At 55.9% G+C, this 23,000-nt stretch carries 21 protein-coding genes and 4 pseudogenes; 16 read left to right on the top strand and 9 right to left on the bottom strand.

What is annotated here, in order from left to right; genetic code table 11:
• The 3 genes from ACOERD_RS01865 to ACOERD_RS01855 form a co-directional block, all read left to right on the top strand.
• Positions 1-187: hypothetical protein (locus tag ACOERD_RS01865; RefSeq protein ID WP_419737852.1), on the top strand; the 187-nt coding region annotated here is incomplete at its 5' end.
• 41 nt (positions 188-228) lie between these two features.
• Positions 229-711, top strand: a complete 483-nt coding sequence (locus ACOERD_RS01860) for a hypothetical protein (RefSeq protein ID WP_419737851.1) — start codon at positions 229-231, stop codon at positions 709-711.
• Positions 708-1,850: a patatin-like phospholipase family protein gene (locus ACOERD_RS01855; RefSeq protein WP_419737850.1), complete on the top strand. Its 1,143-nt coding sequence runs from the start codon at positions 708-710 to the stop codon at positions 1,848-1,850. Before ACOERD_RS01860 ends, ACOERD_RS01855 begins: the two co-directional genes overlap by 4 nt.
• A gap of 87 nt (positions 1,851-1,937) precedes the next feature.
• Here ACOERD_RS01855 and ACOERD_RS01850 read toward each other — a convergent pair whose 3' ends face one another.
• Together ACOERD_RS01850 and ACOERD_RS01845 are read right to left on the bottom strand one after the other, a co-directional pair.
• Positions 1,938-2,714 carry an SDR family NAD(P)-dependent oxidoreductase gene (locus tag ACOERD_RS01850; protein WP_419737849.1) on the bottom strand — a complete coding sequence of 259 codons (777 nt, stop codon included), beginning with the start codon at positions 2,712-2,714 and terminating at the stop codon, positions 1,938-1,940.
• Positions 2,698-4,389, bottom strand: a complete 1,692-nt coding sequence (locus ACOERD_RS01845) for a thiamine pyrophosphate-binding protein (protein WP_419737848.1) — start codon at positions 4,387-4,389, stop codon at positions 2,698-2,700. Before ACOERD_RS01845 ends, ACOERD_RS01850 begins: the two co-directional genes overlap by 17 nt.
• Before the next feature lie 243 nt (positions 4,390-4,632).
• On the opposite strand from ACOERD_RS01845, the gene ACOERD_RS01840 reads away from it, so the two are divergent.
• The 4 genes from ACOERD_RS01840 to ACOERD_RS01825 are packed head-to-tail and all read left to right on the top strand — an operon-like array spanning position 4,633 to position 8,505.
• The gene (locus ACOERD_RS01840; protein ID WP_419737847.1) at positions 4,633-5,586 is read left to right on the top strand and encodes a Bug family tripartite tricarboxylate transporter substrate binding protein; all 954 of its coding nucleotides are present in this window, start codon (positions 4,633-4,635) and stop codon (positions 5,584-5,586) included.
• Positions 5,587-5,624: 38 nt separating this feature from the next.
• The gene (locus ACOERD_RS01835) at positions 5,625-6,086 is read left to right on the top strand and encodes a tripartite tricarboxylate transporter TctB family protein (protein WP_419737846.1); all 462 of its coding nucleotides are present in this window, start codon (positions 5,625-5,627) and stop codon (positions 6,084-6,086) included.
• On the top strand, positions 6,086-7,579 hold the full coding sequence (locus tag ACOERD_RS01830) for a tripartite tricarboxylate transporter permease (protein ID WP_419737845.1): 1,494 nt from the start codon (positions 6,086-6,088) through the stop codon (positions 7,577-7,579). Before ACOERD_RS01835 ends, ACOERD_RS01830 begins: the two co-directional genes overlap by 1 nt.
• Positions 7,576-8,505 carry an NAD-dependent epimerase/dehydratase family protein gene (locus tag ACOERD_RS01825; RefSeq protein WP_419737844.1) on the top strand — a complete coding sequence of 310 codons (930 nt, stop codon included), beginning with the start codon at positions 7,576-7,578 and terminating at the stop codon, positions 8,503-8,505. Before ACOERD_RS01830 ends, ACOERD_RS01825 begins: the two co-directional genes overlap by 4 nt.
• Here ACOERD_RS01825 and ACOERD_RS01820 read toward each other — a convergent pair.
• Positions 8,502-9,308, bottom strand: a complete 807-nt coding sequence (locus ACOERD_RS01820; RefSeq protein ID WP_419737843.1) for an IclR family transcriptional regulator — start codon at positions 9,306-9,308, stop codon at positions 8,502-8,504. The genes ACOERD_RS01825 and ACOERD_RS01820 overlap by 4 nt on opposite strands.
• Positions 9,309-9,583: 275 nt before the next feature.
• Here ACOERD_RS01820 and ACOERD_RS01815 point away from each other — a divergent pair, with 275 nt between their 5' ends.
• The 6 genes and pseudogenes from ACOERD_RS01815 (at position 9,584) to ACOERD_RS01790 (ending at position 14,970) form a co-directional block, all read left to right on the top strand.
• Positions 9,584-9,958 carry a type II toxin-antitoxin system RelE/ParE family toxin gene (locus tag ACOERD_RS01815; protein WP_419737842.1) on the top strand — a complete coding sequence of 125 codons (375 nt, stop codon included), beginning with the start codon at positions 9,584-9,586 and terminating at the stop codon, positions 9,956-9,958.
• Positions 9,959-9,969: 11 nt separating this feature from the next.
• Positions 9,970-10,257: a helix-turn-helix domain-containing protein gene (locus ACOERD_RS01810; RefSeq protein WP_419737841.1), complete on the top strand. Its 288-nt coding sequence runs from the start codon at positions 9,970-9,972 to the stop codon at positions 10,255-10,257.
• 7 nt (positions 10,258-10,264) lie between these two features.
• Positions 10,265-13,249 (top strand): hypothetical protein, encoded by a 2,985-nt coding sequence (locus ACOERD_RS01805; RefSeq protein ID WP_419737840.1) that lies wholly within the window; start codon positions 10,265-10,267, stop codon positions 13,247-13,249.
• A gap of 72 nt (positions 13,250-13,321) precedes the next feature.
• Positions 13,322-13,441: pseudogene (locus tag ACOERD_RS01800) on the top strand (IS110 family transposase); the annotation flags it as partial.
• 39 nt (positions 13,442-13,480) lie between these two features.
• Positions 13,481-14,251 carry a 3-oxoacyl-ACP reductase FabG gene (fabG, locus tag ACOERD_RS01795; RefSeq protein ID WP_419737853.1) on the top strand — a complete coding sequence of 257 codons (771 nt, stop codon included), beginning with the start codon at positions 13,481-13,483 and terminating at the stop codon, positions 14,249-14,251.
• 143 nt (positions 14,252-14,394) lie between these two features.
• Positions 14,395-14,970, top strand: coding sequence for a Uma2 family endonuclease (locus tag ACOERD_RS01790; protein ID WP_419737839.1), 576 nt, complete (start codon positions 14,395-14,397; stop codon positions 14,968-14,970).
• A gap of 432 nt (positions 14,971-15,402) precedes the next feature.
• Here ACOERD_RS01790 and ACOERD_RS01785 read toward each other — a convergent pair whose 3' ends face one another.
• Positions 15,403-15,852, bottom strand: a complete 450-nt coding sequence (locus ACOERD_RS01785) for a hypothetical protein (protein ID WP_419737838.1) — start codon at positions 15,850-15,852, stop codon at positions 15,403-15,405.
• Between ACOERD_RS01785 and ACOERD_RS01780 the strand changes: the two genes are divergently transcribed.
• Entirely contained in the window at positions 15,845-17,587 is a 1,743-nt protein-coding gene (locus ACOERD_RS01780) for an IS1634 family transposase (RefSeq protein WP_419737624.1), read from the top strand. The genes ACOERD_RS01785 and ACOERD_RS01780 overlap by 8 nt on opposite strands.
• Before the next feature lie 130 nt (positions 17,588-17,717).
• On the opposite strand, the gene ACOERD_RS01775 is transcribed toward ACOERD_RS01780, so the two are convergent.
• The gene (locus ACOERD_RS01775) at positions 17,718-18,200 is read right to left on the bottom strand and encodes an ISAs1 family transposase (protein WP_419737837.1); all 483 of its coding nucleotides are present in this window, start codon (positions 18,198-18,200) and stop codon (positions 17,718-17,720) included.
• Entirely contained in the window at positions 18,115-18,846 is a 732-nt protein-coding gene (locus tag ACOERD_RS01770; RefSeq protein ID WP_419737836.1) for an ISAs1 family transposase, read from the bottom strand. Before ACOERD_RS01770 ends, ACOERD_RS01775 begins: the two co-directional genes overlap by 86 nt.
• Before the next feature lie 98 nt (positions 18,847-18,944).
• Here ACOERD_RS01770 and istA point away from each other — a divergent pair.
• Positions 18,945-19,598: pseudogene (istA, locus tag ACOERD_RS01765) on the top strand (IS21 family transposase); the annotation flags it as partial.
• Between the two features lie 195 nt (positions 19,599-19,793).
• Here the strand turns inward: istA and ACOERD_RS01760 are convergent.
• Both ACOERD_RS01760 and ACOERD_RS01755 read right to left on the bottom strand, forming a co-directional pair.
• Positions 19,794-20,666, bottom strand: a pseudogene (locus ACOERD_RS01760) (Tn3 family transposase); the annotation flags it as partial.
• A gap of 94 nt (positions 20,667-20,760) precedes the next feature.
• On the bottom strand, positions 20,761-22,503 hold the full coding sequence (locus ACOERD_RS01755) for an IS1634 family transposase (protein ID WP_419737624.1): 1,743 nt from the start codon (positions 22,501-22,503) through the stop codon (positions 20,761-20,763).
• On the opposite strand from ACOERD_RS01755, the gene ACOERD_RS01750 reads away from it, so the two are divergent.
• Positions 22,496-22,705 (top strand): hypothetical protein, encoded by a 210-nt coding sequence (locus ACOERD_RS01750; RefSeq protein WP_419737854.1) that lies wholly within the window; start codon positions 22,496-22,498, stop codon positions 22,703-22,705. The two genes, ACOERD_RS01755 and ACOERD_RS01750, sit on opposite strands and share 8 nt — an antisense overlap.
• On the opposite strand, the pseudogene ACOERD_RS01745 reads toward ACOERD_RS01750, so the two are convergent.
• A pseudogene (locus ACOERD_RS01745) lies at positions 22,642-22,860 on the bottom strand (Tn3 family transposase); the annotation flags it as partial. The gene ACOERD_RS01750 and the pseudogene ACOERD_RS01745 sit on opposite strands and share 64 nt — an antisense overlap.
• Between the last annotated feature and the right edge of the window lie 140 nt (positions 22,861-23,000).

The following is a 23,000-nucleotide window of genomic DNA, read 5'->3' as shown; positions in this document are numbered from 1 at the left end:
GGAGCTTGCTGAGAACCCGACAAACGCTCAGCGAAAAGAGAAACTGTTCCAGTTGACTGGAGTGTGGGCAGAAGCGCTTGGGAAATCTGCAAATAACTATCAGTCCGTTGCTCCGGTAACCGAACGGATTCAGGCGATGGACGTCGATTTGTCGCATCTTAGAAAACCTCTTTCCGTCTGCCCTTAAGATTGTAGCGGTCGCCTTGGTGGCCGTTGTTCCGCTTCGACATGACTCAGAACGATATGGACACTGGGACTTCGGGTTTTCTGCTAAGCTACTCAGCATTCCTTGAATACTTAGAAGGTTCCAAAAACTGGAAATTGTGGAAACACGATCAGCCAGTTGACCGTGAACATACAGCCTTCATATCAGTTTACACCTACGGACTAATTCAGTTTAAAAACCGATCGTCGGAGTTTAGATCAAAACCAAATATAAAAAACGCGTTCGCTCTACTAAGGCGTTCCACGCACAATTCACGCCTGATCGATGTAGACGCGACAATTTTGGACTTGGCGGCGCAAGCATATATCGCCGCGTTCGAAGAAGAAAAATTCAAGGGATCGAGAGACATATCTCCGTTCATCGAGTTCGCCACAGCTGCTCACTGGAACCTGAATCTTGTCATTACCAACCATCCAGATGACCATTTCAATGGTTTGGCAGACCACATCGACTACCCGATTACCACGATGAAAGTGGCAAGATGATATCGCTGCCTCGCAGAGAGCTTTTTCAGTTATTGAGTCTCTCGGGCGGCGGCTACAAAGGCGTTTTCACACTTGAAGTCTTGAAAGCCATAGAGAAAAAAAGATTTTGCTTCGAGGGCCCGAGTAGACTAGACCACGGGCGAATACAAGACTGTTGCGATGGCTTTGTTGGCACCTCTGTTGGAGCGATAATTTCTGCAGGGCTGGCCATCGGTAAATCCCCATCCGAGCTTCTGGAAATTTTTCATGAACATGGAGATAAGATATTTCCCGGCATCCCTGGTCCTGGCTACATCTCGAGCCGGTATTCGAAGAAACATCTGGAAGGTCTTTTGCGAGAAATCTTCGGGGATCGCACATTTAGCGAACTGAAAAAACCTTGCTACGTGTCTGCGGTGGACGCCGAGACGGGCAACACACTCCTAATCGGTGGCTATAAAAGCAGCAGCCTCCACTATGAGAACACCAAAATCTGGCAGGCAGTACAAGCGTCAGTTTCCGCACCCACATATTTTCCATTTCAGAAGTATGGGTTCACTCAAGGCGACAAGGAAAACGAAGGTTCGTCGGGTTGGCTGGTCGATGGAGGAATTTCTGCCAATGCCCCGGAGTTGCTAGCTGTAGCTGATCTAAGTAAGAACTTCGGTGTTTCGCTTTCCGACTTTTTTGTGCTGTCGGTCGGCACAACAGATCACGCTGTCGATCTGGAAGCGCCATCAAAAATCAGGACGCGGGAAGGTCACGTTCCGCCGCGTGTGCAAAGGCTGGCGAGATGGGGGCGTGACATATACCTTCGCACCCTAAAGAGTAAAGACTCTACTAGATGGGGGGCCATAGCATGGTTCATCAACGGGCGCATTAATTTGGTTGAGTTGATCCTCCGGAGCCAAGTGAATGTTGCGGTCAGAATTTGCGAAAACCTCATCCCTCACAAACAGTATGTTCGAATCGATCTGAGCTTGCCGTTGTCGGATCGCGTGGAATTTGACGACCCGACTAAACATAAAACCCTTTGCCAACTCGGCCAAAAAATGGCCGGAGACTTGTTTGCGCGGCGCAGTACACAAGCATACAGAGTCGGATTGTTCGTCAATAGGAAGAACACATCGCATAGTTCCCTCGATGTCAATCGGCATTGAATATGGACCCGCTATTCGCGGACCAAACACAAGGAGCCAGCGTTGCCTGAAATCAAATGTGCGAAAGATAATTGACAGTATCGAAGTTCAGATAACCATGCTCTGTCCTCCATTGACGTCCAACGAGGCACCATTGACGAAACCAGCCTCTTCGGATGCCAAATAGGCGACGGCAGCAGCTATATCCTCGACAGTCCCGTGGCGACGAACAGGGATTGATTGCAGGACCCGTTTCCTTTCATCCACGGTCTGACGTTTTTCTAACAGCCCCCTGACGCGCGCTGTTAGAACGGCGCCGGGGCAGATCGTATTGCAGGTGATGCCTTGCGGGCCAAACTCCTGTGCGATCTGCAAGGTGAAGGCCTGCATTGCGCCTTTGGACGCTGTGTAGTTGGCCCCGGCAAACAGGCTGCCAAACCGGCCCGCTTTCGACCCCATATTGATGACCCTGCCATACCCGCTTTCGACCATATGGGGCAGAACGGCACGGGTGGTGCGTACGCAGGCCGTGACGTTGACCGATATGACCCGCTCCCAATCTTCGTCGCTTTGCTCCAGAAAACGAAACGGTGTGTGCAGTGACCCACCGATATTGTTGACCAAAACGTCAATTCGGCCATCGGCGGCAATCATGCTTTTCACGGCAGCCGCGATGGCTCCGCTATCGGTCATGTCGAGCGCGCGGGGGGTTATCGCCAAACCCTCCGCTTGCGCCGCCTCAGCTGCCTGATGCAGCACCGCCTCGTCCCGATCCCAGATGGTAGCGCGGGCGCCCTCGCGGGCCAGTCGTCGCGCCATTCCCCAGCCCAGCCCCGATCCGGCGGCGGTGATCAGCGCGGTGCGATCCTCAAAGCGGCGCAACATCACAGGCCTCCGCATGGCCAGCATCCGGGTCGACCTTGACGTCGACCACAACCGGTCCACCCATCTTATGCGCTTCTTCCAGGGCGTCGCGGATATCGCCGGGGCGATAGACGGTCAGCCCCTTCGCACCCATGCCCTCAGAGACCTTGGCAAAGTCGACATCGTTGAAATCGACCGCGATCCGCTTTTCACCGAGATTGTCGCGCACCATGCCGAGGCCCGCATTGTTGGAGACGAGATAGACAATATCGAGTTCCTGTTGAACGGCAGTGGGGATGGTTTGAACCGTCATCATGAAGCCACCGTCACCTGAAAGGCTGGTCACGCGTTTCTCCGGTCGCACGATCTTGGCTGCAGTGGCCGCCGGCGGGCTCCACCCCATGACACCCGTGCCTCCGGGCACCAGGAGTTGCCCAGGATAGGGCATGCGCAGACCGAAAGTGCTCCAGATCCGCTGCGCCCCGGCGTCCAATGTCAGCAGATCGTCAGGGCCGAGGAAGTCCTGCAGTCCTCGCACCACGTCGGTATGATGCACCGTGCCCTGCGCGGCGGGAAGATCGGGCAAATCGAAATAGCGATACCGCGTCTTTGTCTCCATCCCGGCCTCGATGCGGGCCTCCGCGTTGATCTTTGACAGACCGATCTCTCCCAGCATATCCAGAACGTCGCTAACATCGCCGGTCACAGCCAGATCAACCGGATAGACCCAGCCGGCATTGCGAGGGTCGATATCGACCTGTGCCAGTTTCTGGTCACTGGGGCGAATGAGGCCCGGATCTCGGAATCGCGTGTAATCAGGCCCCATCGAGGCCCCGAGCATCAGCACGAAATCAGCCCGAGCCAGAACCCGGTTGGCGGCCTTGTGCCCCCATGTACCGAGCATACCACCACAGACTGCGGATGTCTCGGCGATTACCCCTTTGCCATTATAGCTGGTCACCACCATGATGCCTGCCTTTTCGGCCAGCGCCTGCAGCTTCTCTCCGGCTCCAGCAGCATTCACGCCGTTGCCTGCAACAATTACCGGGCGCTTCGCCTCATTGATCATGCTGGCCAAAGTGGCAATGGCGGAAAGGTCGGGGCGTGCCGGCGTGTAGGCGAGGTATCCTTCAGTCGGGTAAAGCCCGGGCTTGGGCTCGTCGTTCATCTCGGCGCGAATGATCGGCGTCTTCATTATTACGGCGGCGGGTCCCATACGCGGCAGAGATGCATGCTTGACCGCCATTTGTGTACCAAACACGGCCTCTTCGGGGGTGGTTGCATAGGTGGAGTACTTTGTGATCTGCTGGAGCGAGGCCAACGCGTTGGCCCCGCCAAAGTCCCCGGTCATGGTTTGGTAGACACCCATCTGTCCATAGCCGTCGTAGTCAGAGGTTTCAGTCAGAACCACCATCGGGGTACCTGCAAAATGTGCTTCCTGAATGCCAACGCCGCCCATGGTGGATATCCAAGGGCCTTGTCCCATCAGACACGAGGGCTTGCCCGTTAGGCGCCCGGCAGCCTGCGCCATGATCGACGCGATCCATTCGTTGCGGCACAGAACGACGTCGAATTCATTCCTTGCGTCGTAGAAAGCCGGTAGCGACCAGGTCACCCCCAATCCGGGCAAGGTAAATCCGCGGGTGACGCCCGAATCGATCAGGGTCCGAACGACTATTTCGCTGGTTTGGGCCATTTTGACTGTCCCTTCTACTGTGTGCAGTGTTTGCTTTTCGCCCTGTTCCGCCTTTGCAAGCCGGGGGCTTTCGGACTCCTTCTAGCTCGGAATGAAAAAAATGAAAATAAATTCCAAAAAATTTAAAAATGTATTTAAAATATAGCAGAGAATGAACTATTGTCCCCGGAGTCTATGTTGCTGAGGACGCAAATGGCACTGCCAAACCCATGTGGTGCGGCCTGAATCCAGGGAGGAAGACCTATGAAAATGATTCGTTCATCCATTGCAGCTCTCGGGGCTGCAGCCGGGGTTGCTAGCGCTGCATTTGCGGCAGACTATCCGGCAAAACCCGTTACGATCATTGTGCCATTCAGCGCCGGCGGTGGCACCGACATTACAACCCGCACGCTGGCAGGCCCGATGGCTGAAGTCCTGGGTGTTGAGATCGTCGTCAAGAACACCGCTGGTGCGGGCGGAACGATTGGTACCGCAGAAACCGCTCGCTCCAAGGCTGATGGCTATACGATCGGCATGATGCCGGTCGGACCGATGACCACTCAGCCTCACCTGCGCGAGTTGCCGTATGATCCCGTCAGTTTTGACTATATCTGCCAGGCATATTCGGCGCCTTCATCGCTGGTCGTCCGCAAGGACAGCCCATTCAATTCGTTGCAGGAGATGCTGGAGCATGCCAAGGCAAACCCGGGCGAACTGAACTATGGTGTGCAGGCGGTAGGGTCGATTCCGCATGTCGCCGGTCTGGGCTTGGCGGCTGCATCGGGGGCGGAATTCACTTTTATCCCCTACAAAGGATCGGCGCCGACATTCAAAGCTATTCTGGATGGATCGACCGACATGTTTGTTGCGCATATTTCGTTCCTGACCAAAAACTCGGATCAGGTCAAATCGCTGGCGATGCTGACATCCGAGCGGGTCTCGACTGCTCAGGATTTGCCCACTGCGAACGATCAGGGTGTTCCGATGCACTTCCCAATCTGGGGTGGTCTGGTGGCCCCCAAGGGTATTCCCGCCGAAGCCAAGGCGGCACTTGAAGCCGCCTGCGAGGCCGGCATGAATTCGGACGCATTCAGCAGCCGTATGGCCGATCTCCGCATGCCGGTCGCCTTCATGAACAGCGCGGATTTCGAAGCCTTCGTTGCTTTAGAATTCGCGAAGAACGATGAGGTTCTGACCGCTGCCGGCCTGAAGAAGTAACTCCCTGGGCGCCTTTTCATATTTTTTGCGGGGCGGTCATGGCGAAACCATCCTTTTCGAGTATCGTGGGCGGGCTGATCCTTTTGGCGACAGTCTACCTGTTCTACCATACTTTTGATGCAGCGTATCAGACGTCGATCCTGACGGCGGGCCGTGGCCCCGTCTTCTTCCCGCGAATTGTTTTGGGTGCGATGGCGGTGTTTTCCCTGGTCGTCATCGCCGAGGGTTTTGCCGAAGAAAGCGACGGGCTTGGTCGGAATGCCCTTGTCGTCGTTGCGGTGGCAATTGCCATCACTGGCGGTTACATCTTTTCAATCAACTGGGCCGGATTTGTTATTCCCACGCTGATCTTCACCTTCGTACTCCCCTTCGTCCTGGGCTACAGGAACTGGAAGATCACCTTGGTCATCTCGATCATCTACACGTTTTCGGTCTGGTACATCTTTGAAAAAGTGTTCCTGATCATCCTCCCTTCGTCTCCCTGGTTCGAGGTTATCTGATGGACGTTTTTTTGCTCGGGCTTGAGCACATCCTGACCTTCTCTGCCCTGTTGTCGATCCTTGCCGGCACCATCCTAGGTGTCGCCGTGGGGGTTCTGCCAGGACTCGGATCTGTGATTGGCATCACTATGATCCTGCCCTTCACCTTTTCTATGGACCAGATTCCGGCGCTGGCGTTGATGCTGGGGATCTATTGCGGTTCGGTTTATGGCGGATCGATCTCTGCTATCGTTATCAACACGCCGGGCACGCCGCAGGCCGCCGCAACCGCGCTGGACGGGTTTCCCATGGCGCAACGGGGCGATGCCGATCTGGCCATCGGATGGGCCACGGTGGCCTCGGTGCTTGGCGGTCTTTTTTCGGTGCTCGTATTGATCATCGCCGCACCACAACTGGCGGCGTTTTCGCTGAACTTCACCGCAATCGAGTATTTCGCCCTTGGTATCTTTGCCCTGATTTGTATTGCCAACGTGTCCCGAGGTGCCATGGCCAAGGGGTTGCTCTCCGGGGCGATCGGGCTTTTTCTTGCCACGATCGGCGTCGACCACGTGACCGGAGACATGCGCTTTACCTTCGGCAATTTCGAAATGACCGCAGGTATCTCGCTCATCCCGGCCATCGTCGGGCTGTTTGCCCTCTCGGAAGTGTTCATCCGCGCCTCGGAATCGACCCAGGTAAAAGAGGTGATTACACACAAGGTTGGCTTTCGCCTGCCTGCACTGTCGGAGTGGACGCCGCGCCTTTGGCTGCTATTGAAATCCTGCACCATCGGGTCCTTTGTTGGCACGCTGCCAGGTACCGGCGCGGCAACTGCGGCCTTTATCGCTTATGGAGAAGCCAAGCGCTCGGCACCCAACAAGGAAAAGCTGGGCATCGGAGAACCCGACGGACTTGTCTCTGCTGAAAGCGCCAACAACGCTGTGACTGGCTCGGCAATGGTACCGACACTTGCCCTGGGAATTCCGGGGGACCCGGTGACGGCCTTGATGCTGGGAACCTTCATCGTGCATGGGTTGACCCCCGGACCACGGCTTTTCACCGAGAACCTTGATCTGGTTTATGCGGTCTTCCTGATCCTGGTGCTGGTCAACGTGCTGATGTTTTTTGTTGGTGCCCTAGGCGCGCAGCTTTTCACGCGCGCTCTGCGGGTGCCAGAACCGCTGCTGATGGCCATGGTTACGGTGATCGCCATCGTCGGCGCCTATGGCGTGCGCGGTAACCCTCTTGATCTGGCAACCGCATTTCTTGCTGGTGTCGGCGGGTTCGTCTTGCGCAAGGCTGGGTTCCCGCTTGCACCGCTTGTGATCGGTATGGTGCTCAGCCAGATGATCGAGAATTCGCTCAGGCAGGGCCTGCTGCTCACCCGTGGATCGTTCCTTGCCTTTTTTGAACGGCCGATCGCCCTCACTCTGTTCATGGTGACGGCGGCGATGCTGCTTTGGCCGTTGGTTCGTTATGTGCGGGAACGCGAGCAGAAAGAAGGAAAGTCATGAAACCAAGCGAAGACCGTATCCTGATCACCGGGGCGACTGGGTTCCTGGGATCGTGGATCATTTCCGTCCTGATTGATCAGGGGGTTCCTGTCATTGCAACCGATATCACCGATAATCACCACCGCCTGCGAGAGCTGCGCCCGGAACTGCCGGAGGGCCTGGTTGATCTGAGGATTTGTGACGTCACCGACAGCGGAGCGGTGGAAAATCTGATAGCCGAAACCCGTCCGACCGGAATCATTCACCTTGCCGCGCTGCAAATTCCTGTCTGCCGCGAAAAGCCGGCAGCCGGGGCGACCGTAAACATTGTCGGACATATCAATATTTTCGAAATGGCCCGCAAATACGGCATCCGGCGGATCATCTACACCAGTTCTATTGCCGCCAAACCACGTGGTCCTGATAATGCGCCATCAAACCTTTACGGTGTGTTCAAAAAAACGGATGAAGAGATTGCACGAATCTACTGGCAGGATCACGATCTGCCTAGCTTGGGGCTGAGGCCATATATTATCTATGGCGTCGGGCGCGACGATGGCGAAACCTCGGCCATCACCCGGGCGATTCAGGCTGCTGCCTTGGGAGAATCCTATAAAATCCCGTTCGCAACACGTAGTTGCTTTCAATATGTCGGCGATGTGGCCAGGGTCATTGCCAAGGCGGTTCAGTCAGACTGGGAAGGGGCACTGCTGTCCGATATCACAGAGCGGGTCGATTCGATCGACGATGTCCTGGCTGCTATCCACGCAGTGGTGCCCGGTGCCAAGGTGACAAGAGCCGACAATGAGCGGGTCTCGCCTGCAGCCGGATTTGATACCGGAACGTTGCAAAAGGTAATTGGGGATTGGCAGGAAACACCCCTGAGGGAAGGCGTGCGCGAAACGGTAAAACTCTACCAGGAGATTACCGAAATCCAGTCCGCCTAGAGCATGCCTCGTGCGAAATGTTCGATCTGCTTGGCCACACCTAGTACACGAGGGCCCAGGTCGGCTTCGAGCCGCTCGGTCGTCACGACCGAGCGCAAGCCCCCCACGTTCAGGGCATAGACCGGACCTCCGTCGGCACGGCGCACGACTGCGCCGGCGGAATTGGCCTCGGCCACCCAATCCCCATGGCTGAGGGCAAAGCCGCGTTCTTGGGCCTGCGAGATTTCACGGCGCATTTTCGCTTCGACCTCGGGCCAGTCTTCGCCATAACCTTGGGCAATCTGAGTGATCAAAGCTTCGCGTTCTGCGTCGGGTAATGCAGCCAGGTAGGCACGCCCCATGCCGGTGGTGGACATCGGAATGCGAGACCCCACCCCAAGGCGGATCGCCATGGAACCGGGCGTCCGGCAGGCTTCCACATAGATGAACTCGGTCTCGTTTGGTGCCCCCAGATAGATCGACGCATCGGCATAATTTGCCAGTTCCTGCATGTAGGGTCTCGCGATATCCCGGATCTCCATTTGCGCCATGACATCATATCCGAGAGTAAGAACCGCTGGCCCCAATGAATAGCGTCCGATGTCCTCATCGTATTTCAGATAGCCCAACTCGGTCAGAGTGTATGTCAGCCTCGAAATTGTCGCCTTGGGTAAGCCAACTCTGCTGGCGATTTCGGCGTTTCCGATGGGCCTGTTGTCAGGACTAAAAGCCTTCAGAATCGCCAGCCCCCGCGACAATGACGTGTTGATCCTATAGTCTTTTTCGCTACTGCTGGACGGAAGAGGATCTTTTCTGCGTGCCAAGTTTGGACCTTCTTTGTACTATCGGTGTTTTTTCCGATTACTTGGTTTTATAAGGCTTTGCGGTGCTCTCGACAATTCAGAATGTTCTCGACAAGGGTGCGATTCCCTGCCGGGGTGTGGTTCTCGCCAAGCCTTGAGAGCCTGCCACGGAACCCCGCGTCTGAACGTCTAGTCGTCGTCAGGCCAAACAGGAACCCTGGATGTGAGGGCAATGTTGTATTCCAGCGTGGAAATGTGGCTTGATAAAGCTACGGCATTGCCGTAGATGTATAAGCATGCACACAGTTTGCTGGACACCGACGTTTTTGACGCAGGCAAATCGTCATGGGCTTTCTGAAGAGCAGATGGGAAACATCGTTAATACGCTGGCTGATGATCCATTGGCTGGCGACGTTATACCAGCTACTGGCGGAGCGCGAAAGTTGCGTCATCCGGGGCACGGTGGCGGCAAGAGTGGTGGTTACAGAACCATTCATTATTTTGGTGGTGCTGACGTACCGGTCTTTCTTTTGGCTGTTTACGGTAAGGGTACAAAAGCAAACCTGACCAAAGCAGAAAAGAATGAGTTGGCCAGTGTGCTGCCGACAATCGCTGATGCTTACCGTGCCAATGCAACGCTCCTGACGGGCAAACGGCGTGGAAAGAAGTGAAGGAGACTGATATGAGTTTTGGTACTGAATTAATCCACAGTGCGGAAGAAGCTCTTGCGATCGCAAAGGGTGAAATGGAACCTGCCGGGGCATTCATTCCTGAAACAGTGGATGTAGCGGCAGTCCGTAAGAAACAGAAACTTTCTCAGACGGATTTTGCTGAACGGTATGGCTTGCCAGTTGCGACGTTGCGCGATTGGGAGCAAAAACGACGCCTGCCGGATCGAGCTGCGATGGTTCTTATTGCGCTGATCGAGCGCAAACCAAAGATGGTAGCTGATACCTTGGCGGCCTCCTGAATGTGGGATGGAGAGTACCGCAAAAGGTGGGGCAGTTGCTATTTTTGATCATTCTGTTGCCGCTGAACTCAGCGCGGGATGGGGCCATAATCATGCTCAGCTAGAATTGAGGGAACGGGGTACAATGCGCGTTCTTGTGTATAACGAATTGGTCCCGGAGCGGATACCTAATTTTGACAGGGTTGTTTGCGCCTTGAGAGAAGGTGATTTTGCGCGCGCCGATGTGCGTAAGATCACCGACACGCTATATCGGGCGCGCCTCAACAGGTCCGATCGGCTGCTCTTCGCGTTCTATCGGGTGCAGGACGAGATCTGCTGCCTGATCCTCGAACACATCCGTCATCACGCCTATGAGAAGTCGCGCTTTCTCCGTCGTGGCGCTGAGATCGACGACGACAGAATTCCCCTGATTGCCGCCGACACCGTCACGCCCGCCGGTGACCTCCCCCTGTTGAACCCAAATAAGCCGCGTTTCAACATCCTTGACAAAATTCTGACCTTTGATGACGAGCAAGAGGCAATTCACGCGCTATCGCCACCTGTCATCGTGATCGGGTCTGCGGGCAGCGGAAAGACTGTGCTGACCCTGGAGAAAATGAAGCAAATGGTCGGTGACGTGCTGTATGTAAGCCTGTCGCCGTATCTGGTTCGCAATGCGCGGGACTTATATTTCGCCCAGAATTACACAAATGACGATCAGGATATCGATTTTCTTTCGTTTCAGGAATTTCTGGAGAGCATTCGCGTCCCCGCTGGCCGCGAAGTCACCCCGCGCGACTTCCAGACCTGGTTTGCGCGCCAGTCAGTGTCACGGTCTCTGCGCGATGCCCACAAAGTGTTTGAGGAAATCCGGGGTGTCATCACCGGACCCGTCGGGAAAGAGGGCTGGTTGCGTCGGGAGGATTATCTAAATCTGGGGGTTCGGCAATCGATTTTCAGCGCAGAAGAGCGACCGGAGGTTTATGGTCTTTTTGAGAAGTACCGCAGGTTCCTGAAGGAATCAGACCTGTATGATCCCAATATCCTGAGTCACGAGTATCTGGGGGCTGTGGCTCCGCGATATGATTTTCTGGTCGTCGATGAAGTTCAGGACATTACCAATATCCAGCTCTTTCTGATCCTGAAATCGCTCCGAACCGCAGGAGCGTTCATTCTGACGGGCGATTCCAACCAGATTGTTCACCCAAACTTCTTTTCATGGGCGCATATCAAGTCGCTGTTTTTTGAAGACCGGGGACTTGCCGGGTCGGATGCTGATGAGATTGCGCGTATTCTGCACACCAATTATCGCAACACCTTGACCGTTACGGAACTGGCCAACCGAATCCTGAAACTGAAGCACGCCCGGTTTGGATCCGTGGATCGGGAAAGCAACTACCTGGTCCGCAGCGTAACGCGCGAGACCGGTCAGCTTCAGTTGCTGCCCCACACCGCAGAGGTCTTGCGCGACCTTGATGACCGTACCCGGCGGTCCACGCGCGTGGCGGTGCTGGTGTTGCACCCGAACCAGAAAGAGCAGGCGCGACGCTGGTTCAACACCCCTTTGGTGTTCTCGATACAGGAAGCCAAGGGGCTTGAATATGACAGCATCATTCTGTTCAACGTGGTCAGCGACGAGACCAGAGCGTTTCGCGAGGTGGCCCGGGATGTCAATCCGGCGGATCTGGAGGCCGATACGCTTGCATATGCCCGGGCGCGCGACAAAAGCGACAAGTCGCTGGAGGTCTACAAGTTTTATATCAATTCCCTATTCGTCGCGGTGACGCGCGCGGTACGCAATCTGTATTGGGTAGAAGCCGATCATGGTCACGCTCTCATGAACCTGTTGCGGATGGATCGCTTCTCTGAGGTCACTGTGTCAGCAGAGCGGGAAGATTCCAGCCTTGAGCAGTGGCAGCGCGAGGCGCGCCGCCTCGAGATGCAGGGCAAGACGGAGCAAGCGGAAGACATTCGGGACCGGATACTGGGGCAAAAGCCAGTGCCATGGGGGGTGGTGGACCATGCCGCCTTCGAGGCACAGTGCGAGACCGCGTTTGCTTCAGGCAAGCGCAAACAGCTTCTGCCCGTTTTTGATTATGCCCTGCTGCACTGTTACCGACCGGTGCTGAACCGGTTGGCTCTTGATGGGTTCAAGCCTGCTCAGGATCCGGAAGAGAAAGCTATCAGACTTCTGCACCAGAAGCACTTCGAAGCATATGAGTTCAAAAACCCCGGCAAAGTTCTTCAGGATGTGGAGCGCTACGGAATCGACCACCGCTTGTCCTTCAACCTGACCCCACTTATGGCCGCTGCCCGGGTCGGCAATCTGCCTGTTGCAAAAGCGCTGATCGAGCGGGGTGCCGACCCCACGCTGACCGCGAGCCACGGTTTCACGGCCGTGGAGTTCGCTCTTGAGCGCGGCCTGGTGGATGAGCATTTTGCGCAGCATAAACTGCCTGACCTGTTCGACATCCTGGCCCCGGCCAGCTTTGACATTCAGGCACAAGGCCGCCTGATCAAGCTCGATCGCCGTTCGATGGAGTATATCTTGCTGCGCATTTTGGGAGCGTTGTTTTATCGTCGCCTGGGTCCCTGGATTGCGTTGTGGCGCTACGGCTTCACCGCCCAGGACCTTTCCGTGACCGTCTCCGAGCTGCCAGAGATTGTGCTACCGGAGCGACGTAAAAGGCGGGATTACATTTCCGGTATCCTGTCCAAGAACGAAGTTGACGGAAAGTCACCTTACAATCGCTACTTGTTTCGTCGGGTCAGGCGCGGACACTACATCGTTGATCCAAACCTGCAAATCCGCGTGGGCTCAGAATGGGTCCCTTACTACAAATTGTTCCAAACCGAAGCCTGGGGGCCTGATATCAAGACGCTATATGAAACAATGTTGAGATACACCAGTAACGCAAATGTCAATGAGGTTCTAAATAAATCTGTCGAAACCGGCATGCAGCGATTGGCCAATTTTTGCGCCACGCAATTGTCTGAACCTCCTCGGACCTAGCGGCACGCCCAGATGATCATGGATACGCCGGCCGTCGATCTGGATCACGTGCTTCACGTTTTGCGGTGCTCCATCAAGGAGCGACGCGGGTCGGGAAAAGCCATCATTGCCACCGCTCGAAAGCTCCTGACCATCATCTACAACACATTGAAAAACAATTGGATATTCGAGGACTTCCCAGCCTTCAAGATCAAAAATACCAGCTACCAGCCAAACATCATAGGAGGTTTCATGCTGACTTCAATCATTGGAAAAAGCGTCATTGTAACAGGAGGTTCAAAAGGTATCGGCCGAGGGATCGTGTCTGTGTTTGCTCGACACGGCGCGAACATCACCATTGCTGCGCGTGGCGAGGAAACAATGAAACAGGTGGCCGCGGAAATTGAAGGCAATGTGCGCTACGTCGTCTGTGACGTATCTGATTGGCAGAGCGTCAATGCGATGATCAATCTCACAGCAGAAACGCAAGGCGGGATAGATGTGGTTTGCGCCAATGCTGGCACCTTCCCACAGACCAAAATCATCGACATGGAACCCGATGAATGGGATGAGGTCATGGCCACAAATCTCCGGTCGTCTTTTCTTTGCGTTAAAGCCGCTATTCCGCATTTCAAAAAGGCTGGTAAGGGGCGTGTGGTGTTAACTTCATCTATCACTGGTCCTATCACAGGATTTCCCGGCTGGTCCCATTACGGCGCGTCAAAGGCCGGGCAACTGGGTTTCCTCAAGACGGCGGCGATGGAGTTATCGCGCTACAACACGACGATCAACGCTGTCATGCCCGGCAACATCTACACGGAGGGGCTGCAGGATTTGGGCCAAGAATATTTGGATACGATGACGACCTCAATTCCGTTGAAGCGATTGGGTGATGTCGAAGATATAGGCCACGCTGCTCTGTTTTTTGCATCTGAAGAGGCTGCTTACATCACCGGCCAGCAGATCGTCGTTGATGGTGGGCAGATTATTCCGGAATCACTCGAGGCAATCGAGGAAATTTAGAAAGCTAAATGGTTTCCACATATTCATGAGGCATATCCGGCGGCTTGGAAAAAGTTCCAACATTGAGTCTAGCACAACAAAGGTACTGAACCCAAACCCCGGGTGGTCTTAAGACACCCAAAATCAGCCAGGATACTGAACCCATGGCCAAAACAGCAACTGTGACCGCAAAGAACAAACACCCTGCCACCTATCAGGACGTCATCGATGCTCCATCCAATATGGTCGCGCAGATCCTGGGCGGAACGCTGCATACCCACCCGCGACCAGCCTTTCCACACGCCGTTGCGGCATCTTCGATAGGCGGAAAGCTGATGGATCCTTTTAATCACGGAACCGGCGGACCCGGTGGTTGGTGGATACTGGACGAACCGGAAGTTCACCTCGGCGACGACGTGGTCGTCCCTGACCTTGCCGGTTGGCGGCGTGAGATCATGCCGGACCCGCCCGAAACCCCTTTTGTTTCTATTGCGCCGAACTGGGTGTGTGAAGTGCTTTCGCCCTCGACCCGACAGATCGACCTTGGACCCAAGCGGGCCATCTATGCCCGTGACGGCGTAGGTCATCTTTGGCTTGTTGACCCGGATGGGCGAACCCTAGAGGCGTTTGAGCTGAAGGATGGACAATGGGTTCTGATCGCCTCGCTGGCGAACGCAGACACCGTGTCGGTCCCACCCTTCGACGCGATCAGCTTTGCGCTTTCCAATCTCTGGCCGTGATGAGTTCCAGTTGGGTCGCGTGTATAAATTCGGAGAGATGAAACGCTCTGGATGGCAAGACAAATTCATGCTCGAACTCAACCGCGCCGCCACCAAAACGCAAAAGCGATTACCTTTTGGTGAGTATTGCACTTCAGCTTTGAAGCCAGGGGAATCGCACTTAAGCTTTGACAGTTGAGTCGAATTGGATTCTTGAGGTTTCATCATGCGATGGAGTTTCGAGATGCCGACATTATCCAGCTATTTGTAGAAAAGCGTGCAATTTTGACCCCCTAAGCGGGGAAATCGGCGTCCAAATTTGACCCCTCCCTATGGTTGTAGACATCCTTTTCATTGAGCAGTCGATGGAGAGGCAAGCGGGATGATTTGCGTGGAAACTATTAGAAAAGTGCGTCGCTTACACCTGATCGAAAAAAAGAGCATCAGGGCGATTCAGAGAAAGGTGTTTTTGGGTTGATCTGTGACGATTCTGATAGCCCTTGCGCGGTTGTCCTGCATCATTTCGATAGCCTTTGTTGGTGATTTCGATATGCGCTTGAGCAAGGTTCTGGTCGCGCTGACAAGGGTAAAGATATTGCGTGGCGCGTTGTCAGATCGGTTGGTGTAGCGATCCTCTCCCAGAGTGACATCCTTGTCGCGGTGCATGGTCTCGATGCGCCAATGGTTACGGTTCAGGCGCAGGATGTCTTTGGGTTTGGGCCGCGTCAGGCTGGTGATGAGATACACTGTCTCGGCCTCCTGACTTCCGACCTTTTTGTTGATCTGACTGGGTTTTTGGTTTGTTTTCAGGTGTGGTTGCTCAGAGGCGCGTTGTAGTGCCCCATTATTATAAAAAGTATTGACATGGGCCTTCAGATGGCTAACCTCTTCGCCCATGTTCATCCGCACCAAACATGACGCAAAGCTCAACCGCACACGGATCCAGATCGTTGAATCCGTCCGCACCGGCTCCAAGGTACGCCAGAAGATCCTGCGCCATGTGGGTGTGGCCCATAACGACAGCGAGATTGAGGATATCAAGCGTCTGGCGGGCCGCTTGATGGAGCAATTACGCATTGATCGCTCGCCGCAAATGGAACTGTTCACGCCCACGGAATATGCCGATCTGCAGGCGCTGGTGCGCCGCGCTCCGCGGCCGGACAAGCTTGGCGTTGATCTTGCCGAGTGCCGTGAGGAGGCGCGGGTCTCTCTGGGTCTGCGGGATGTCATGGGGACGATGTATGACCAACTGGGTTGGGGGGCCCTTCTGGGGGCGGCGCGTAAAAGTGCCAATCGCATTGTGAAAGAGCTGGTTATGGCGCGGATCGCACAGCCCGAGAGCAAGCGCGCGACCGTGGAGGCGTTGGAGAACCAGGCAGGCATCACGCTCAATCTGGACGTGGTCTATCGGAGCATGGATTACATCAATACGCCGGTGATAGACGGGATTTGCAAAACCTCTCACGCGGCGGCAGAGAAGTTGCTGGGCGGGCCAGTGACCGTGCTGTTCTACGATTGCACGACCCTGGCCTTTGACACCGAGCGCGAGGACCCGGCCGAGGATGCGGACGGGGTCGAGCAGGATCATCTTCTGGCCAAGGGCTTCAGCAAGGATGGCAAGCATCACCGCGCTCAGGTCATGCTGGCGCTGATCGTCACCTCCGATGGGCTGCCTGTGGGCTATGAACTCTTCCCGGGAAACACCTGGGAAGGTCATACGCTGGAAGCTGCGCTGAAGGCGTTGGAGGGACGCTTCGACGTGGCCAGGGTCACGTTCGTGGCCGATGCCGCCATGCTCAGCAAGGACAACCAGCAGATGTTGCAGAACAAGGGTCTGCCCTACATCCTCGGCTATCGCATGAAGTCCGCCCCGGCCGCCGTGAAGGCGAACATTTTGAGCCCGGAGGGACGCCAGCCTTGGGCTGGACACGGTTCTGAAGAGGCAACCGAGAAGGGCTGGTACAAGGTGATCGACCAGGAGGGAGCGCGGGTCATTGTGACCTGGTCACCCACCCGGGCACGCAATGATGCCCACAAGCGCGACAAGGCAATCGAAAAGCTGCACAAGAAGCTCAAGCGCTCTCGCAAACCCGGCAGCTTCAGCAGCCGGGGATATGGCCGCTTCCTGGCCTTCCCCGACAGCGGGGACGTCACGCTGGATGATGCAAAGATCAAGGCAGCGGCACAATGGGACGGGCTGCATGCCATTGTTGTTCATGGTGCGGACGAACTGGAGGCACAGGACGTCATTGCCCGCTATCACCAGTTGTGGGAGATCGAAGCCTGCTTCCGCACCAACAAGCACGATCTGAAAATCCGGCCCATCTATCACTGGTCGCCGCGTCGGGTCCGGGCCCATATCGCCATCTGCTACATGGCCTTCTGCTGCCTGCAGCACCTGCGCAAGCATCTGGACCTGCTCGGACACCCGATGAGCCCGGCTCGTATCCGCAACGAGTTGAACGCATTGCAGCTCTCGATCCTGCGCCACAAAGGCACCCCTGACCGCTACGGCATGCCAAGCCATGCCACGGTCGATGCCAGACGCATCCTCACCTGCGTCGGCCTGACCTGGAACGAAGCCCCTTTCAAGATACCCCCCGGGCGCACCCGAAAAACTGGCCAGACCAAAGCCTGAGCTCCCTCAACACTCCGAAACAATCGCTGGCGAAAAAAGTCCGTGTAGTGCCTTTTGGCAACCAAGGCATAATAATATCAATGACTTATACGAAAAAATGTCGGAAGTCAGGAAAGAGCATCAGGGCGATTCAGAGAAAGGTGTTTTTGGGTTGATCTGTGACGATTCTGATAGCCCTTGCGCGGTTGTCCTGCATCATTTCGATAGCCTTTGTTGGTGATTTCGATATGCGCTTGAGCAAGGTTCTGGTCGCGCTGACAAGGGTAAAGATATTGCGTGGCGCGTTGTCAGATCGGTTGGTGTAGCGATCCTCTCCCAGAGTGACATCCTTGTCGCGGTGCATGGTCTCGATGCGCCAATGGTTACGGTTCAGGCGCAGGATGTCTTTGGGTTTGGGCCGCGTCAGGCTGGTGATGAGATACACTGTCTCGGCCTGTGTTCTGGTAATCTGCCCGGCGCGGATATGCTCGCGGGTTCGGCTGATGCAGGCGATACTGCGGATCGTTGGCCACTGCTTGCGCATGTGCTCACTCAATGCCTCGACGGGAAGGATCTCGATGCGGCGCTGGTCGATTCTGCCGTGCCCCGATTGCGGCGTCTCCCGCCATTCCAACAGGGGGAAAAACCGGCGTCTTGAACGCCGTTTCGATTTCTCCCCGCAGGTCTTTCTGATTGTTCTTTACAGGGAACACGTAATCGCCACCCCTTTCCACAACTTTGGAAGTGACTGTTTTTTGGCAGAAAATGGCATCCCCGGTGACGATCTGTCCCGCAAGGTCAATCTGGTTCAGCAGCCGCAGGGCATCAGGTATTTCCATGCCCTTGCCGCGCGATGATGTGTGTCCGACGGATTGTTCAAGCGTCGCGCAGAACCCCGACAACACATGTTCCGCCTTGCCTGCCGCGTCCTTGCTGCCACGTAGAGTTTTGCCATCAATAGCGATCTGATGGTGATCTTCATCATCTTGTGCTGGTGCCGTAAGCCGCCCAAAGGCCTGCGCCAGGGTGGCCGGGTCGAGAATACGTAGCGTTTCCGTTAGCGTTGCATGGCAGGGTGACGCGCGCCCGCGACGGAACCCCAAGCGCATGAGTTGACGCGGCGTGAGCGTACGACCAAGGCGGAACGCCGCCATCATACCCTTGCGCCCACTGAGCATGGAGAGAAGCATCAACCCGACCAGCGCTTCAAGTGGGTGTTGACGGCCCTTTTTGCCGCGCGGGTCGGGAATTTGACGCAATACTGAACGAACCGATACCATCGCTGAAACCTCCTGTACCTGACATCCATAGAATGGATTCACTCAATCAAATGATTTGCAAGCGCTTTTTGACGTCTGGTAAATAGCCCTGAAAGAGCATCAAGGAAATTTGCCGTTCGCTCAATTTGAGCCGTGCAACGGTTCGAAAGATAATCCGATCGGGAGTGACGGAGTTCAAATATGAGCGCAAATCGCAGCCATACCCGGTGCTCGGGCCTTGGCGCGCGCGTCTGGATGAAACGCTTGAGGAGAACGAGGCGCTTCCGAAGAAACACCGCAAGCGGATGACCAAAATCTGGAAGGAACTCTCCGATGATGGTTTTGGCGGCGGGTATGACAGTGTTCGACGCTACACAAAGAATTGGCGCATTGCGCACGGCCGACAACAGGCGCAGGCGTTCATCCCGCTGATCTTTGATCCTGGGGAGGCGTACCAGTTCGACTGGAGTGTGGAGACGGTTTTGATGGACGGTGCACTCACGACCGTGAAGGTTGCCCATTTCAAACTTTGCCATAGCCGCATGCCATTCTCCATTGCCTATCCGCGCGAGACGCAGGAGATGGTCTTTGATGCCCACGACGAGGCCTTCAAATTCTTTGGTGGAGGCTGCATCAACGGGATCTACGATAACATGACGACCGCCGTCGATGCGATCCTGTCGGGCAAGGAAAGAAAGTTCAACAAGGCATTCTCCCGGATGTGTTCTCATCATCTGGTGAACCCGATCGCCTGTACGCGCGCGGCCGGTTGGGTGTAGAAAAGCGTGCAATTTTGACCCCCTAAGCGGGGAAATCGGCGTCCAAATTTGACCCCTCCCTATGGTTGTAGACATCCTTTTCATTGAGCAGTCGATGGAGAGGCAAGCGGGATGATTGGAAATTCTGGCGCACTTGACGGCGATTCTGGAAACACTGGGGTCGATTACGGGACAGTGATAAATCGTACGCTAAGCGATTTTGTGCCTCATTTCTCGCCAGATGTACTGACCTATGAGCAGAATGTGCTCCCATCCCAAGGGCGATATGTGCCTGAGCAGGTGTTCGGGCGTGTCCAGGCCTTCGCTTTGCCGCTGCAGGATGGCTTTGCCGATCTGGTCCGTATTCCAGAATATGATGATCGCCGTGAGCAGATTGAGGCAAGCCAGGCGGAAATGCTGGCTTTCCGTGGTCCGATCGCGGATCTCGCCCCGACGGCCGATCCACAAGGCATTCTTCAGCGCATGGTGCGCTTCGCCTTTATTGAGCCCGACAGTAGAGCGGCGCTGCATGTCCATATCAAGGGTCCATTCGATGATGAACAGTGTCCGTTCGATCTGTCCGATTTCCCGCATCGCGATGGCCAAATCGTTCTTGCGCGGCCGGGCTGACAATCGCTTCAGCAGCTGGCTTGGCGGTACCTTCCCGGACCGCATCGTGGCCGTGCATCTCAGCACATCGCCCCAGTTGTCGATGAAGGTTTGTTCCCGGACCTTGCCCCCGACCAGGCACTTGAGTTCCTTGGGAACGCTTTTACGATCGAAGACGTAGAACCGCTTGGATTTCAGATCGCGGATCCGGGGAATGAAGCGATAGCCCAGCAGCGCGCAGGCGGCGAATACGAGATCAGTGAACCCACCCGTGTCGGCGTAGTGCTCCTTGATCTTCTTGCCGATCTCGCTCAGGCACAATCCGTCCAGAATATATGGTGCCTCGTTCACAGTGGCCGGGATCGAATTGATCCAGTACGGCCCGTACAGGTCGGACACATGGGCGTAGGCTTTCAGCCCCGGAACATGCGTGTCGTACTTGGCGTTGATGAGATTCCTGACTTCCGACATTTTTTCGTATAAGTCATTGATATTATTATGCCTTGGTTGCCAAAAGGCACTACACGGACTTTTTTCGCCAGCGATTGTTTCGGAGTGTTGAGGGAGCTCAGGCTTTGGTCTGGCCAGTTTTTCGGGTGCGCCCGGGGGGTATCTTGAAAGGGGCTTCGTTCCAGGTCAGGCCGACGCAGGTGAGGATGCGTCTGGCATCGACCGTGGCATGGCTTGGCATGCCGTAGCGGTCAGGGGTGCCTTTGTGGCGCAGGATCGAGAGCTGCAATGCGTTCAACTCGTTGCGGATACGAGCCGGGCTCATCGGGTGTCCGAGCAGGTCCAGATGCTTGCGCAGGTGCTGCAGGCAGCAGAAGGCCATGTAGCAGATGGCGATATGGGCCCGGACCCGACGCGGCGACCAGTGATAGATGGGCCGGATTTTCAGATCGTGCTTGTTGGTGCGGAAGCAGGCTTCGATCTCCCACAACTGGTGATAGCGGGCAATGACGTCCTGTGCCTCCAGTTCGTCCGCACCATGAACAACAATGGCATGCAGCCCGTCCCATTGTGCCGCTGCCTTGATCTTTGCATCATCCAGCGTGACGTCCCCGCTGTCGGGGAAGGCCAGGAAGCGGCCATATCCCCGGCTGCTGAAGCTGCCGGGTTTGCGAGAGCGCTTGAGCTTCTTGTGCAGCTTTTCGATTGCCTTGTCGCGCTTGTGGGCATCATTGCGTGCCCGGGTGGGTGACCAGGTCACAATGACCCGCGCTCCCTCCTGGTCGATCACCTTGTACCAGCCCTTCTCGGTTGCCTCTTCAGAACCGTGTCCAGCCCAAGGCTGGCGTCCCTCCGGGCTCAAAATGTTCGCCTTCACGGCGGCCGGGGCGGACTTCATGCGATAGCCGAGGATGTAGGGCAGACCCTTGTTCTGCAACATCTGCTGGTTGTCCTTGCTGAGCATGGCGGCATCGGCCACGAACGTGACCCTGGCCACGTCGAAGCGTCCCTCCAACGCCTTCAGCGCAGCTTCCAGCGTATGACCTTCCCAGGTGTTTCCCGGGAAGAGTTCATAGCCCACAGGCAGCCCATCGGAGGTGACGATCAGCGCCAGCATGACCTGAGCGCGGTGATGCTTGCCATCCTTGCTGAAGCCCTTGGCCAGAAGATGATCCTGCTCGACCCCGTCCGCATCCTCGGCCGGGTCCTCGCGCTCGGTGTCAAAGGCCAGGGTCGTGCAATCGTAGAACAGCACGGTCACTGGCCCGCCCAGCAACTTCTCTGCCGCCGCGTGAGAGGTTTTGCAAATCCCGTCTATCACCGGCGTATTGATGTAATCCATGCTCCGATAGACCACGTCCAGATTGAGCGTGATGCCTGCCTGGTTCTCCAACGCCTCCACGGTCGCGCGCTTGCTCTCGGGCTGTGCGATCCGCGCCATAACCAGCTCTTTCACAATGCGATTGGCACTTTTACGCGCCGCCCCCAGAAGGGCCCCCCAACCCAGTTGGTCATACATCGTCCCCATGACATCCCGCAGACCCAGAGAGACCCGCGCCTCCTCACGGCACTCGGCAAGATCAACGCCAAGCTTGTCCGGCCGCGGAGCGCGGCGCACCAGCGCCTGCAGATCGGCATATTCCGTGGGCGTGAACAGTTCCATTTGCGGCGAGCGATCAATGCGTAATTGCTCCATCAAGCGGCCCGCCAGACGCTTGATATCCTCAATCTCGCTGTCGTTATGGGCCACACCCACATGGCGCAGGATCTTCTGGCGTACCTTGGAGCCGGTGCGGACGGATTCAACGATCTGGATCCGTGTGCGGTTGAGCTTTGCGTCATGTTTGGTGCGGATGAACATGGGCGAAGAGGTTAGCCATCTGAAGGCCCATGTCAATACTTTTTATAATAATAGGGCACTACAACGCGCCTCTGAGCAACCACACCTGAAAACAAACCAAAAACCCAGTCAGATCAACAAAAAGGTCGGAAGTCAGGAGGCTTTCAGCCCCGGAACATGCGTGTCGTACTTGGCGTTGATGAGATTCATTGCTTCGCCCTAGCGCGTGGTCGGGAAGAACTGCCCGTCGCTGGATGAGGTCTGACCCGAACCCCAGTATTGGGCCATGGGAAGCCTGGACTGCGCGTCGAGAACGATGGCCAGCGCCTCGTTGATCGCATCGCTTTCGACATGCCAACGCGACAGACGTGTCAATCGGCATTGAATAATGACCCCCCATCGGCGTCCAAATTTGACCCCCCTTGGAGCTAAGAGGGGCGTTGAGGGGGTCGTGTTTAGGTTGATTCAGGAGGGGGTGGACAGCAGGTCAAACCGAAAAGAGAGCGTAGCTCGACTGA

Source organism: Ruegeria sp., assembly GCF_965199275.1.
GTDB lineage: Bacteria > Pseudomonadota > Alphaproteobacteria > Rhodobacterales > Rhodobacteraceae > Ruegeria.
Note: the sequence above shows the minus strand (reverse complement) of the source record. Positions and strands in the feature narration are given on the sequence as shown.